The following is a 13,829-nucleotide window of genomic DNA, read 5'->3' as shown; positions in this document are numbered from 1 at the left end:
AACGTATGTTTGTTTTTTTAACCAAAAAGATCAACCATTCATCCCCACCTTTCGCTAGCGCTAAGAAGATGGGGACTTCTGGCTTAAGATGTTAAAATCGCTGAGGAGGAAGTCGAATTTGACGTTTTTGGCAAGGTAGAATCCCGATATGAGAACTTTATGTATTTGGATGACCGCAGGAAAGATGCATTCGGCGTTCCGGAAATTCAGGTTCGCTTCAGCTACAGCACGGCAGATTGGGCAGTTATTGACGAGATGCGCAAAGCTGTCGACAAAGTGGCTTCAACTATGCAAGCCCTGTTAACCCCAACCGACGATTTGCCCGCCGTATGCCTTGTACCGCCTGGAGCAGATTATCACGAAGCGGGGACTTGCCGAATGGGCATTGATTCAAGCACTTCGGTCGTGGACCGAAACTGTCAAATTCACGGCATTTCGGGCCTCTATGTTGCTGACAACAGCGTATTGCCGACTACCGGGGCGGCCAATCCCACGTTGACCACAGTCGCTTTAGCTATTCGCACGGCTGATCATATTGCAGGAACATTCGCAGGAGAGGCGAATTCACATAGATAATGTACTGTCAAAATGGTATCCGGAACTTCATCGATCTCCATCGTAATGTATTTTTAATTATAGGAGGTTTTCATTATGTCTCTCTACAATATCGAAGTGGAAACGATAAAAGGAGAAGCCGGAACACTCGCGCCTTACAAAGGACAGGTACTGCTGATCGTAAATACAGCGACCAAATGCGGCTTTGCGGGCCAATTCGCAGGCTTGCAGAAGCTGCATGACAAGTACCGCGAACAGGGCTTCTCCGTTCTAGGATTTCCTAACGGTCAGTTCGCAAACCAGGAGCCCGGCAACGACAATGAGGTTGCCGAGGCTTGCCAAATCAATTTCGGAGTAACCTTTCCCTTATTCGCCAAGGCAGATGTGATCGGCAGCCATATCCACCCCCTCTTCAAGCATCTGACGTCTGAGGCGCGCGGCGTGTTAGGCTCCAAGTTCATCAAATGGAACTTCACTAAATTTCTCGTCGATCAAAACGGCAACGTGCTGAAGCGCTTCGGCTCAACCAAAACGCCTGAGCAAATCGAAAGCCATATACGGAAGCTGCTGAACCAACCGACACCTGTATAATAGAATGAAAGGCTGCACCCATGGGCGCAGCCTTCTTTGCACGAACGTTAAACTTCTTCAGTAACTCCACCACCTCCGCGCTCGGCCGATACCGATCCCTACCTTTGTTTTAGAGCGCGATAGCCTTCTTACGAAAATCGTTCGCAAAAAGTTACATTGTGCAGAAAAACATACGCAAGTCTGGTATGATTAAAGTTCAACACTATTAAACCTGCCAGGAGAGTTCCCATGATCAAAAAACTAAGCTTAGCCGCTTTATATGTTGGCATTGCATTTGTAATTTATCGATACGGCGAGGCGCTGTTAGCGTGGTTCCAGCAGTCGGATAATATCCCGTTGGTCGTCATGATGGCGACCGTCATGGCTCTGTTTCCCGTGATCCCTTATCCCGTGGTCGGGGGAGTTATCGGCGCTGCGCTTGGCCCTGTGCCGGGAGCGATTGTGACATGGACCGGCTCCGCAGCTGCTTCCATACTCATGTTTTTGTTTATAAGGTACGGATATCAGGAGTGGGGGACCAAGGTGCTCCAACGTTATAAAAGCGTCGAAAAGCTGACGGCGCTCTTCGAGCGCAACGCTTTTCTAACCATTTTGTTCGCCAGGCTCATTCCGTTTATCCCTTCGATCGTGGTCAACCTGTATGCGGCGCTGAGCCGCGTCTCGTTCACCTCCTATGCGGTCGCTTCGTCGCTTGGCAAAATTCCGGCGATGCTGCTGTTCGCGACAGTTGGCGACAATGTCATGACGGATCCGAGAAGCGTCATCTTCACCATCTTGGTGTACGGCGCGTTCCTCGCTCTATCCTTGTTCGCCTACCGTCTCTGGAAAAGAAAGCAGCCCGCCGTATCGTAAAGAAACGGCTTCTAGTCGAAATCCACGTGTTCGGCGGCAGAATTTATTCTTAAACGGTTATACGTAGCGAAAATAATGATAAACAGCAATATAGCCGCGAATATATGGGCATTGTCGAGGAGAAAGGAATCACCTGCGCCGGCAGGGTTGGTCAGAAGCAGACCTTTGGCGTCCTCTCTCCCCGGAATCCCGTATACGAAGCTATACATCATGTTGAGCCCCCAATGGATGCCCGTGTTCATCCAGATGGAGCCGGATTTGAGAAGCACATAGCCCAGCGATAAGCCTAAAATAACCGAGAAAACGGTATTTTGGATGCTGAAGCCTGCGAGCCACACATCATCCAGCGCGTAGATAACGGCTGACAGAAGCAGTAACGCCACACTCGGAATCTTGCCTTTTAAATGAGCAAACACAAAGCCTCTCACGATCAGGTCGTTGATGAGCGAGATCAGAAATATCCCCGCAAACGCTTCTATTAAAAAAATAACAGCCTCCGGCGGCTTTTTGAATCCTATGACTTGAAAATCGCCAAATACTCCGAGCAGCGCATACATAACCGCCCAAATGCCGGCGCCATATATAAAGCCGATTCGCAGATTTCTTTTCCATCCAAAATGCGCTTTGATCCCCAGATCCGCGAGTCCGCGGAGGCCGGTCAGCTTCGACACATGCTGCGCAAGCACAAAGAAGAAGCACGCATACAGCAGCCAGAAAACCGTACCTGAAGGGAGCAAATGGGGAATCAGATTAAAGTACAAGTCCAAGATAAGAAAGCCCATGACCGGAAATAGAAACGCCATTGTATAACCCCTTTAATATATTTTTGCTGATTATATTATAATCGAAATTCTAGTAATTACATTATATTCACGAGGCCATACTTTATTTCTATTTATCCGCTAACTTCCCCCTCGCACGCCGCCGCACGCGCAATTCGCATTCCATGAAAGCAATATGCTATTATACTAGATGGATATTAAAGGTGAATGCCAAACTTCTAGGAGGATATTACTATGCTGATGAAAAATAAACGTTTCGGGATCGCGATGCTCCTTATGCTTGCGCTGCTCGTCATTGCTTCAGGCTGCGGCGCGAGCAAAAGCATTAACGGCGGCAATAGCCTCGGTTCCGCCAACGGCGGCAATACAAGCACAACTCCGCCAACGGAAGCTCCAACTGAGTCGCCCGCAGAGGAAGGCCCTGAGCTGCTTGGACCGGACAAGCACCCCGTTGTCACGATTGAGCTGAGCAATGACAAGACCGTTAAGCTCGAGCTTTACCCGGAGGTTGCTCCCAATACAGTCAACAACTTCATATCCCTGATTCAAAAAGGCTTCTACGACGGCGTTACCTTCCACCGCGTAATTCCAGGCTTCATGATTCAGGGCGGCGATCCGGAAGGAACCGGCATGGGCGGCCCCGGCTACAGCATCACGGGCGAGTTCAGCGAAAACGGCTTCGAGAACAAGCTGAAGCATACGCGCGGCGTGCTCTCGATGGCACGGACGAACCAGCCGGATACGGGAGGCTCGCAGTTCTTCATCATGGTCGCCGATGCCCCTTCCCTCGATAACAAATACGCCTCCTTCGGCAAGGTGACGGAAGGTATGGAAGCGGTCGACGAGATCGTGAATCAAGCGACAGGCCCGAACGACAAGCCTGAACCGACGACCGACGGGAATGGCAAGTCCATCGAACCGATCTCCATGAAAAAAGTAACGGTAGACACGCTCGGCATGACGTTCGAGGAACCGGCCAAAGCAGAATAAACCGCAATAAGGCTGTTCCCGGTCAACCGACCCGGGAACAGCCTTATTTTTTCCACCGCTAAACGCGCTACCCTTTCACGGCTCCGCCTACGATCCCTTTCACGATCTGCTTCTGCATCACAATGAAGAAGATAAAGATCGGAATGAGCGTAATGACGGTCAGCGTCATGAACAGCGGCCAATTTACCGAAAACTCGCCTTTGGCCGAGTACACCAGCAGCACGAGCGTCGAGTTGCTCTTCGAGTTCAGAAACAGCATCGGCGCCAGAAAATCGTTCCAAATCCACATCGTCTGATAAATGATGCTCGTAACCGTGATCGGCTTCAACAGCGGAAATATAATGCGCCAGAAGATGCCTCCGACCCCGCAGCCGTCGATGATCGCCGCCTCCGGCAGCTCCTTCGGGATCGTCCGCATATAACCCATCATCAAGAAGAAGACGAATACCGCGCCACCCATATACAGAATAACGAGCCCGTACAAGCGGTCGATGAAATGCAGGTCGGTCATAAGCTGGAACAGCGGTATAAGCGTCGTCTGGAACGGGATCATGAAGCCGGCCAGCAAATAGACGGTGACGAATTTGTTCGTGCGATTCGGGTTAAATACGATCGGGTAAGCGGCCATCGCGCCGATGATCACCATAAGCAGCACCGAAATGACTGTGATGGTCAAGCTGTTGCTGAAGCTGCGCAGCAGCTCCGTCTCCTTGAATACGGTCGTATAATTGGTGAACACCCACTTCTTCGGCAGCGCCATCGGACTAAGCGCCGTTTCCTGCATGCTTTTGAACGTATTCACTATGATCAAATAAAACGGGAAGAAGGTAATGACGCCAATGGGAAGCATGAGGATGTCCAGCAGCCAATTCTTTCGGTTCTCATTGGTCATTGGATTCTCTCCTCCCGCTTCTGCATAAATTTCACCTGGAAGATGGCGATGGCCAGCACGATTAGAAAAAAGACGACGGACATCGCCGACGCGAGACCGTATTGCGTCTCGGAAATGCCGCGCAGCACGATAACCTGCGTTATCGTATGCGTCTCAAAGCCGGGACCGCCGCGCGTCAACGCGAACGGAATTTCAAACACCTTCAACCCGCCTGTCAGCAGCAGCATGACGCTGATCGTCATCGCGGGCGCAAGCAGCGGGAGCGTAATTAACCGGATCTGCTGCCAGCGGGTCGCGCCGTCGATCGCCGCGGCCTCGTAATAGTCCTTCGATATGGATTGCAGGAAAGCCAAATACAGCACGGCATGCCAGCCCGTCGCCGCCCATGCGGTGATCACGATCGTTGAAGCCTTGGCGAGCACCGGGTCGGACGTCCAAGGCTGCGGCCCCATTCCGAACAAGGCTTCCAGCACGCCGTTCAACACCCCCGAGGAGATCGGCGCCAATATAAAGCCCCATATATAGGCCAGAAGCAAGCCGCTTGGGATGGACGGGAAAAAGAAAATGGCCCGGTGAACATTTTTGCTCCAAAAGTTTTGATCAAGCATGATCGCGAGCGGAATGGCCAGAACCGTAATCAGAATCGTGCTCGCGAAGGCGAACAGCAGCGTGAACGAGATGCCGGATACGAGCGCGTCGTCCGTAAAAATTTTCATATAGTTGTTCAAGCCGACAAAATCATAGGTCTTCACGTAGCCGTCGAAATTCGTAAAGCTGAGCAGGACCGACTTTAGCAGCGGATAAATCGAAAATAACGTGTAAATGAGCAAAATCGGAAGCAAAAACAATTGAAATTTCATTTGCCGCAATAGCTTGCCCATGTCTGCCTCCTTTCCGGAAAGGGGAACCGGGCAGCCCCGATTCCCCTTAGCTGTCGTTACTTGTTTTCCATTTCCTTCAGTTTTTTGTCCAGCGCTTCGGTCGCCTGCTCCGGCGTAATTTTTCCAAAGCTCAAATCCTGGATCGAAACCACGAACTGGCCGCGCAGCGCCTCTTGATGGCGGCTCCATGAGACCATCGGCAAATAAACTTTGCTCTTCATCAGACCGTCGTTATAAGCGCTTTCCATCACCGGGTGAACGGTGCCCTCGAAGCCGTTTGCTGTAATCAATGCGCCCGTGCCGGTCTCGAATGCCTTCAAGCCTTCCGGCGAGGCGAGATATTGCAGAAAGAGCAGCGATTCTTCCTTGTATTTCGTTTTGCTGTTGATCGCGAACCCTACGCCCGGCGCGCCAGCGAAATAATTGCCGCCTGCTTCATTAGGGCCGGGAATAGCCATCATGCCGAAGTTCAATTCCGGATTCGTTTCCTCGAGTGTGTTAATGTTCCAAGGACCGCCAGGGAACATCGCCACTTTGCCGAGTGCGAATTCGTTGACGATTTGGTCGCCCGTCAGACCGATCATATCCGGTGTCAAAATTTTGTTGTCGATGAGATCTTCTTTCCATATTTTAAACACTTCGGTCCAGCCCTCGGCGAAGGTGGCTTGGTCCTCGAACAGCTTCGTATCGAACTCCGGATTCGCCGTCAGCGTCATGTTGCCGAACAGGCCGTTATGAATCGTCGTGACATCCTGCATATTGTCGTACAGCGGGATAATGCCGGCTTCCTTCAGTTTCAGGCTGGCGTCAATGAACTGATCCCAAGTCTGAGGCACGCCCTCGACTCCCGCTTTCGCGAACAAGTCCTTATTGTAAAACAATCCGCCCGCCCAGCCCGTTTGCGTGAATGCGTACGTCTTGCCGTCCTTGCTGAGCATCGGCTTGTTGCCGTCGATCATCACGCTCATAAAATCCTCGTTCGTCAGATCGAGCGCATACCCGCCGTCGATAATTTCGTTGCGGTTCTCCGCCGCGATGATGAACAGGTCAGTCGCCGTATCGGACAGCAGCATCGTTTGCAGCTTGGCGATATAATCCTTCACCGGCGGCGCGGTTTGGAAATCGAACGTAATATTCGGATATTTTTCCGTGAACCCATCCAGGACGGGCTTCATCTCTTTCTCGTTATTCCATGATAAAATGCTCAGCTTCACTTTCTTGTCCGCGCTTTGGCCGCCGCTTCCTTCTCCGCCCGATTCGGCGTTATTTCCGCCGCAGCCGGACAAGACCAACGTAATGGCAAGAACCAAGGCCATGCTTAAACCAGCCCATTTTTTCACCTTTGTATCCCCCTTTAGCTATTTTGTAAGCACTTACATGCTCTATTGTAAGCAACTGTCCCCCGCTCTTGAATGCAAATCGTTGCGCAAAAAGTTGTCAATCATTGCGTTCGGCCGCTGCGCTGCGGTACTCCCTCGGAGAAAGGCCAAAATGTTTTTTAAAAGCCCGGCTGAAATGGCTCTCGTCGCAATAGCCCGTCCGCTCGGCAATCATCCCGTTTCGCCAGTTCGTTTCTTTTAAGTAGGCGGCGGCTTGCTCCATGCGGATGCGCGTCACGTACGTCCAGTAGTTCTCGCCCCATTCGAGCTTGAATTCACGGCTTAACCGGAATCTGTCGATGTCGAACCGGTCCGCGACCGTCTGAAGCGAGAGGTCCGCCTCGCAATTGGCGTCGACATACTTTTTAATTTGGCGGATGCATGCATGCTGAGGCAATGCCGCTGTCATGTCGGACATGTGCGCCCCCGCTTTCTCCATGACCGCCGCCATTAGCCCGTCGAAGGTCGAACAGGCGTGGCGAAAGCTTTGCAGCGTTATGAACTCATCCCGCTCATCGCCTTCCGTTCCCGCTGCGCTGCCGCAAAACACAAACAGCAAACGATGCGACAGCTCGCAGACCACATCCGGCTCCACTCTTCTCTGCTTAGCCGATAACAGAAATTCGTCAATCCGCTCGCGCATCGCTTCAGTGTCGTAGCCCTTCCGCAGCTTCTCTTCAAGCTGCAGCGCTTCTTGCCTGACGTCCCGCAGAACGGCTCCGTCGGCGAAACCGTCCTCCCGGTAGCAGAATACGGCGTTCGGCTCATAGAAGATTTGTTTTGCCGCCGCTCTGCTCTCTTCCATTCTTTTGGGAAGCAGCGCCATATCCGCTTCGATTCCGCTTAAGCCGAGCGCAAACGAAAGCTCGGGGTACCTTTTCCGCCATGACGCCAGCCAGCCTTCACTCTGAGACAGCAGCCATGCGTCATCGCTTTCCCGCCGCAGGCCGGCAAGCAGCCGCAGCTCCTCGCCGCCCTCGCGGGTTGCAAGCGGAAACAGCTCCATTTCTTCAGGGGTCTCCAACTGCAAATCCGGCCATGACCGCTCCGATCTCGGAACTCGGACGGTTATCGCCGCAAACGAACAAAGGCCATGCGCTTCGAACGCCCTTTTTACGGCCGATAGGCAAGGCTCCGAATAATGCTCCACTCCTATCGCCATTTCCAGCTCTCTAATGGCCAGCGCCCGCGTCTCCTTGCGAATGTCGCCAATAAATTCCGTAAGCACGTCCTTCATTTGCGCCGCATCAACAGGCTTTAGCATATATTGCGACACATTGAGCCGCAGCGCCTCTTTCGCATATTCGAACTGGTCGTAGGCGCTTAAAATAATCGTTTTCGGCTTTTTGTCCAGCCGTTGAATCCGCTTCAGAGCTTCGATTCCATTCCATTCCGGCATATGAATATCGATAATAAGCAGATCCGGCCCGATAGCCTCCGTCATTTCAGCGGCTTCTCTGCCGTTGTAAGCATGGGTGACATCGGTAATGCCAAGCGATGTCCAGTCGATCATTTTATTCAGAAACTTATGCAGCGACAGTTGGTCGTCCGCTATGAGTAGCTTCATTTTTCCCCACCTCTTCCCTCGTTATGATAAGCCCGGAAGTACGATATAGACGGTTGTCCCTTCCAAATGCCTGCTTCTTACGCGCAAGCCGTATGCCGGGCCGAACGTCAGCTTAATCCGGCGGTCGACATTGTTCAGCCCGATGCTGCCCGTCGAATCTCCTGCTGCCGTCAGCCGCCGCGTCAGCCATTGCCGCCTTTCCTTCGTCATGCCGACGCCGTTGTCCGATACCGATATGCAAAGCCCCCTCCGCACGGCGGCAACCTTGATCCGGATGCAGGCCGATTGCGGATTTTCGCGAAAAGCGTGGACAATCGCATTTTCGATAATTGGCTGCAGCATAAGCTTGACCGTGCCGCTCCTGAGCAGCGCCGCATCTTCTACATCAAAAGTAATCCGTATGCCGTCGTCGTATTTTTTATTGATGATATACAGGTAATCCTTCGCGTTCTGAATTTCGGCAGCCAGCTCTACCCGTTCCTCATCCCGCTTCATCGAATAACGAAGCAGTCCGCTAAGCGACAGCACCATATGGTTGGAATCGTCGGTATTGCCGCATACGATTTCCGTTTGCAGCAGCTGCAGCGTATTGAACAAAAAATGCGGGTTGATCTGCGACTCGAGCGTCTTCAGCTGGGCGTCCTGCAGCGCGATTTGCGATACATAGTTTTGCTTGACCAGCTGCTCGATGCGGCCGACCAGCTCCTTGAATTTGTTTCCTATCAAATTTAATTCGCGGTATTTGTAGTTTTTGGGGACGACGTACAAGCTCTCTTCCCCCAGCTTGTCGATCGTGACGAGCAGTCGGCTGAACGGCCTGGAAATCCGAATGGTGATAATGATAGAAATGAGCGTGTTCAGCAGCAGGCACAAATACAATAAACCCGCCAGCGTCGCTTTCAGCGGACCCGCCTGCGCATGAATTTCCGACATCGGCACCGTCGAGACGAGCCGAAGCCCTTTGATCGAAGTGGGATGATACACGACGAGCCTCTCCTGCCCCTCGATCGTCGAGACAAAGCTGCCCGACTCGGCGGCATGGATCGCCTCAATCCCCTCGAAGCGGATGCTGCCGCCTATTCTGGCGGCATCGGGATGAACGATGACCGTATTCTGCCCGTCAATCATAAATATATTTTCCCCGTCCTGATCGGTGGCGCTTAATTCGAAGAGATCATTGACCTTTTGCAGATCCAGATTGGCAATTACGGTGCCTATGACTTGCTGCGAGTAGCCCTTTACCGGCAGAGCAATCGAGAACGTTTGGCTGTTGAATTTGGAAATCATCGTCTGCGTATAGTAGTTTTGCTGGTGTAGAAATAACGGAATAAATCCTCTGTTAGTGCTTGCAGAAACGGCCTTGAGATACCATTCCTGCTCCCGGAACGGATAGTCCCATTGCAGCGATTTGCGGTTGTCCAAATTGTTGACGTAGCCGTTGGTGCCGAGCATCAGGACGTCGCTAATAAGTGATTGCAGGGCGGTAACGCCCTTCGACAGCTCCGCAATGCTGCGCTCGTGTTGAATTCTCTCTTCTAGAGTGATCGCGCTGTTTGGATTCATGAGAGCAATAACTGACGAATGCGATGCAAATTGGACGAGCGGGCGCTTGGCCTCCTCCACGTTGAAGTTGATGCCGCGCGCGGCCTGCTCCATCACTTTATAGCGGGAGGCTATGATCTCCTTCGTCAGCGTCGAGGTAGAATCCCGGATCGAAACGAGACCGAGCAAAAACAGTAAAATGAGGTTGATACCGAGATAAGAAAACAACATGTTGCGAATGATCGACTTGCTCCATAGAAACCGGAGCAGGCTGCGAAACGCCATGTCTATCCCTCCTTGAAACGAGTCTGTTAGCCTTGTTTGCCTACTATACCAACAGCCGCGCAAAAAGAAAACGAATAGTTGTGAACCCGCTTGACATTTACTATAATATAAATATTAATCGATTAATATTTATATGAATAAATTAAATCGACCAAGGGGGAGTATGATTTTGAAAAAAAAGATGACAGCGTTGATGGCCGTATGCCTGCTGGCCTTCATGGGCGCTTGCAGCGGCGGCAACGAGGGAAATGCGAAGACGCAGGCCCAGAACGGGTCGCAGGCGGCGGATAATAGTACGAATAAAACGGAAGCGATTGCAGCGCAGGAGCCTATTTTCGCCGACGCCTCGGTCCATGATCCGTCAATTATAAAGGTCGGCGGCACCTTCTATGTGTTCGGATCCCACCTCGCTGTGGCGAAGTCAAACGACCTGATGTCGTGGGAACAGCTCAATACGAACGTTTACGAGGGGAATCCGATCATACCCGACGCGCTGACAGAAATGAGCGAGGGCTTGGCTTGGGCCGAGACCGATACGTTCTGGGCGGGCGACGTCATTCAGCTGCCGGACGGCAAATTTTATATGTACTACAGCATGTGCAAGGGCGATTCGCCGCGATCCGTACTCGGCTATGCCGTTGCCGATCAGGTCGAAGGCCCGTACAAGGACAAGGGCATTATTTTGAAATCCGGCATGTGGAATGAGATTAGCGAGGACGGCACCGTCTATGACGCAACCGTTCATCCAAACGTAGTTGATCCGCATGTCTTTTATGATAAAGAAGGCATTCTATGGATGGTGTACGGCTCGTATTCCGGCGGTATATTTATTATGAAAATGAATCCGGAAACCGGCCTGCCTTACCCGGATCAAGGCTACGGCAAGAAGCTGCTGGGCAATAATCACAGCCGCATCGAGGCTCCTTATATGATGTACAGCAAGGAAACGGACTACTACTATCTGTTCCTCTCCTATGGCGGCTTAGGCTCAGACGGCGGCTACAATATCCGCGTCGCGCGTTCGAAAAACCCGGACGGCCCCTTCCTCGACTCGGAAGGCAAGGACATGATCGATGCTTTCGGCGCTTACGGGACGCTGTTCGACGATTTGTCGATCGCTCCTTACGGGGTCAAGCTGATGGGCAACTTTCAAATGAATAATGTGGATGGGGAAATTGCGAATATCGGCACCGGCTACGCATCGCCAGGCCATAATTCAACCTACGTTGATCCGGACACAGGCAAAATGTTTCTCATCTTCCATACCCGCTTCCCGGGCCGCGGCGAGGGGCATGAGGTGCGCGTTCACCAGATGCTGATGAACAGCGAAGGCTGGCCGGTCGCGGCACCGCATCGTTATGCGGGCGAAACGGCAGAGAGCGTTCCAGCGGAGCAAATCGCCGGCGAATACAAATTCGTGAACCACGGCAAGGACATTACAGCCGAAGTAAAGCAGGCCAGCCTGATCAAGCTTGGCGAAGACGGCAAAATTTCCGGCAGCGCAAGCGGCGTTTGGAAAAGCACCGGCGATATCACGCTCGATCTCACTATTGACGGCACCGTTTATCATGGCTCGCTGCTGCGCGGGTGGAATGAAGGCACGCTAAGCTGCGTGATGACGTTCAGCGCCTTATCTGACGAGGGCGTTGCGATTTGGGGCAGTCACGTTTCGAAGGAGTAACTTTTCTGATTGCATTGGATCGCCGGGCCGATAAGCAGGCATGTTCCGAAATTCCAATCATATGGTGGAATATACGCATGTCATAAAGGACGGTGAAGCGATGTACCCGCAGGTGCCTGTCAGTGTCGTTAATTTAACGAATCCGCATATTAAATCGCTCCAGGGGAAATATTTTCTGGGGGAGACCGATCAGCTTAATCCGACCGATTCGAATCGGACATGGGGTGCGCTGATCAATCCCCCTCACTCGGGCGTTCATTTGTATTTCGACGTGTATGTGCTGAGCAACTTGTCAGACGACAATCTTGTCTCGCAAATTTGCTTCTGTTCCAGCTTGCCTCAGCACGGCAAGCAGTCGCATGAGGTTTCGACGGCTAATTTGGCCATGCATCCCAAAACTGTGCCGCAGGGACAAATCCAATTCGGCAGCCATCTCGATACGTCCGCGCTGGAAGCGGTCCCCGTATCAACGAGGGTCATTCCCGCCTATTCGACCGTATCCAGCGAGAAGGCCGGCCATTGGATTATCGGACCCGGCAGGGCTATCCTCTTCACCCTGACCAGCGCTATGGACCATCCCGCGCCCTCCGTTATCTCCTTCGGCTGGTGGGAGGAGGCTCGGGGGATGTATTAGAAAAATACTTACTCAAACAGCCTCGACCTATAAGGTCGGGGCTGTTTGGCACGCTATGATGGATTTGTACAGTAACTTCTCGCTCCCAATCATCGAATGTGCTAACTTGACTTCAATCCGTAACACAAAGATATTTTGAAGCAAATTTTTTAGCCTTCTCTATTCCAGCATCTGTGAAATAAACCGATTTTGACCGGTTACTTCCGAAAATCAACCTTTCCTCCAACAGTTCATTCAATATGTCGAAAGAGTACCCTTTCCAACTGCGACGGTATTTTTCGAGGCCTTCATTTTCCGCCCACGATGTTAAAAATAAGAGCAGCAACGTCAATTCTTTAATGTTCTGCTCCAATTGTTCGTTGTTCTTACTCATATGTATATCTTCCTTCCAAAATGTATTTCATGCTGAGGAAAGCTGATCAAATTACTGATAGAAAGTAAGGTTCAATATCAATGATGTCCAAAATAAATGATATGTATAATGTTGATATGTGTTGATTTAGTGTTGAAATATATTTATTTTGGGTTAATTTAATGATAGGATCGAGGTGAGAGGTGATGGATATGTCTTTAACAGATGTATTAGAAGTGCAAGACCGGCAGCAGGATTACGCGAAAAACATCTTTTCGTCTTCAAACTTAAAAGAGAACATAATTACCTACAACATGATAAAGGATGCTCTTTTGCTAATTGATATGCCGGTGATAGAATTAACTGATGAACAATTTATGGATGAGGAATATTTTTCACATGCCCAACGAGTGTTGGTTAAAACATTGGCAGGAATCAGACTCGTTAGAGTAATCCGAAAACCTGCTGATGTTAAATCTTATCCTACAAGTGAAATTGCTCGTATGCTTGGCGTTTCGCATCAAACGGCATCAAGTGGCTACTTCAATATCCTTATGGGGTCTTATACTCCATAAGATACAGAACGAGACAATTACAATTGCCAGACACACCCAATAAACGTCACGAAACCCTGCAAACTGAGCAATGATACCGCCGCCTAAACTTCCCACTAACCTTCCAATAATGGACCCGTTGTAATAGATCGTTGTGGACATCCCCGGTGAATTTGGAAGCAGCTCCGTGAAATAGTGTTGCCGCTCACGTAAAATGACGGCGTGAATCTTACCGACAATGACGGTAGAAATGTAACGTCAACCCGCCAAGCGGGTGAGAAGCGTATCGCCA

Annotated in this window: 14 protein-coding genes; 7 read left to right on the top strand and 7 right to left on the bottom strand. The window is 51.1% G+C overall.

What is annotated here, in order from left to right:
• Positions 1 to 159 precede the first annotated feature (159 nt).
• The 3 genes from L1N85_RS25605 to L1N85_RS25595 all read left to right on the top strand — a co-directional run bounded on the left by L1N85_RS25605 (position 160) and on the right by L1N85_RS25595 (position 1,998).
• Positions 160 to 576, top strand: coding sequence for a GMC oxidoreductase (locus L1N85_RS25605; RefSeq protein ID WP_235241854.1), 417 nt, complete (start codon positions 160 to 162; stop codon positions 574 to 576).
• A gap of 75 nt (positions 577 to 651) precedes the next feature.
• The gene (locus L1N85_RS25600; protein WP_235241853.1) at positions 652 to 1,146 is read left to right on the top strand and encodes a glutathione peroxidase; all 495 of its coding nucleotides are present in this window, start codon (positions 652 to 654) and stop codon (positions 1,144 to 1,146) included.
• A 228-nt stretch (positions 1,147 to 1,374) separates the two neighbouring features.
• Positions 1,375 to 1,998: a TVP38/TMEM64 family protein gene (locus L1N85_RS25595; RefSeq protein ID WP_235241852.1), complete on the top strand. Its 624-nt coding sequence runs from the start codon at positions 1,375 to 1,377 to the stop codon at positions 1,996 to 1,998.
• An 11-nt stretch (positions 1,999 to 2,009) separates the two neighbouring features.
• Here the strand turns inward: L1N85_RS25595 and L1N85_RS25590 are convergent, their stop codons facing one another.
• Positions 2,010 to 2,801 carry a CPBP family intramembrane glutamic endopeptidase gene (locus L1N85_RS25590; protein WP_235241851.1) on the bottom strand — a complete coding sequence of 264 codons (792 nt, stop codon included), beginning with the start codon at positions 2,799 to 2,801 and terminating at the stop codon, positions 2,010 to 2,012.
• 213 nt (positions 2,802 to 3,014) lie between these two features.
• Between L1N85_RS25590 and L1N85_RS25585 the strand changes: the two genes are divergently transcribed.
• Positions 3,015 to 3,770, top strand: coding sequence for a peptidylprolyl isomerase (locus tag L1N85_RS25585; protein ID WP_235241850.1), 756 nt, complete (start codon positions 3,015 to 3,017; stop codon positions 3,768 to 3,770).
• 67 nt (positions 3,771 to 3,837) lie between these two features.
• On the opposite strand, the gene L1N85_RS25580 is transcribed toward L1N85_RS25585, so the two are convergent.
• From L1N85_RS25580 to L1N85_RS25560, 5 genes are all read right to left on the bottom strand, one after another.
• Positions 3,838 to 4,662, bottom strand: coding sequence for a carbohydrate ABC transporter permease (locus L1N85_RS25580; protein ID WP_235241849.1), 825 nt, complete (start codon positions 4,660 to 4,662; stop codon positions 3,838 to 3,840).
• The gene (locus L1N85_RS25575; protein WP_235241848.1) at positions 4,659 to 5,543 is read right to left on the bottom strand and encodes a carbohydrate ABC transporter permease; all 885 of its coding nucleotides are present in this window, start codon (positions 5,541 to 5,543) and stop codon (positions 4,659 to 4,661) included. The genes L1N85_RS25580 and L1N85_RS25575 overlap by 4 nt, the downstream gene beginning before the upstream one ends.
• A gap of 56 nt (positions 5,544 to 5,599) precedes the next feature.
• The gene (locus L1N85_RS25570) at positions 5,600 to 6,883 is read right to left on the bottom strand and encodes an ABC transporter substrate-binding protein (protein ID WP_235241847.1); all 1,284 of its coding nucleotides are present in this window, start codon (positions 6,881 to 6,883) and stop codon (positions 5,600 to 5,602) included.
• A gap of 97 nt (positions 6,884 to 6,980) precedes the next feature.
• A complete protein-coding gene (locus L1N85_RS25565) occupies positions 6,981 to 8,489 on the bottom strand; it encodes a response regulator (RefSeq protein ID WP_235241846.1) in 1,509 nt (502 codons plus the stop codon).
• Between the two features lie 21 nt (positions 8,490 to 8,510).
• A complete protein-coding gene (locus tag L1N85_RS25560; protein ID WP_235241845.1) occupies positions 8,511 to 10,316 on the bottom strand; it encodes a sensor histidine kinase in 1,806 nt (601 codons plus the stop codon).
• A 181-nt stretch (positions 10,317 to 10,497) separates the two neighbouring features.
• On the opposite strand from L1N85_RS25560, the gene L1N85_RS25555 reads away from it, so the two are divergent.
• Together L1N85_RS25555 and L1N85_RS25550 are read left to right on the top strand one after the other, a co-directional pair.
• Positions 10,498 to 11,997, top strand: a complete 1,500-nt coding sequence (locus L1N85_RS25555; protein ID WP_407946571.1) for a glycoside hydrolase family 43 protein — start codon at positions 10,498 to 10,500, stop codon at positions 11,995 to 11,997.
• Positions 11,998 to 12,037: 40 nt separating this feature from the next.
• Positions 12,038 to 12,631: a DUF6143 family protein gene (locus L1N85_RS25550; protein ID WP_235241844.1), complete on the top strand. Its 594-nt coding sequence runs from the start codon at positions 12,038 to 12,040 to the stop codon at positions 12,629 to 12,631.
• Positions 12,632 to 12,743: 112 nt separating this feature from the next.
• On the opposite strand, the gene L1N85_RS25545 is transcribed toward L1N85_RS25550, so the two are convergent.
• Positions 12,744 to 13,004 carry a DUF6429 family protein gene (locus tag L1N85_RS25545; RefSeq protein WP_235241843.1) on the bottom strand — a complete coding sequence of 87 codons (261 nt, stop codon included), beginning with the start codon at positions 13,002 to 13,004 and terminating at the stop codon, positions 12,744 to 12,746.
• Positions 13,005 to 13,195: 191 nt separating this feature from the next.
• On the opposite strand from L1N85_RS25545, the gene L1N85_RS25540 reads away from it, so the two are divergent.
• The gene (locus L1N85_RS25540) at positions 13,196 to 13,558 is read left to right on the top strand and encodes a hypothetical protein (protein WP_235241842.1); all 363 of its coding nucleotides are present in this window, start codon (positions 13,196 to 13,198) and stop codon (positions 13,556 to 13,558) included.
• Positions 13,559 to 13,829 lie beyond the last annotated feature (271 nt).

Source organism: Paenibacillus alkaliterrae, assembly GCF_021532375.1.
In the GTDB taxonomy this organism is placed as follows: Bacteria; Bacillota; Bacilli; order Paenibacillales; family Paenibacillaceae; genus Pristimantibacillus; species Pristimantibacillus alkaliterrae.
The sequence above is the reverse complement of the archived record's forward strand: the minus strand, read 5'-3'. Positions and strand labels throughout refer to the sequence as shown.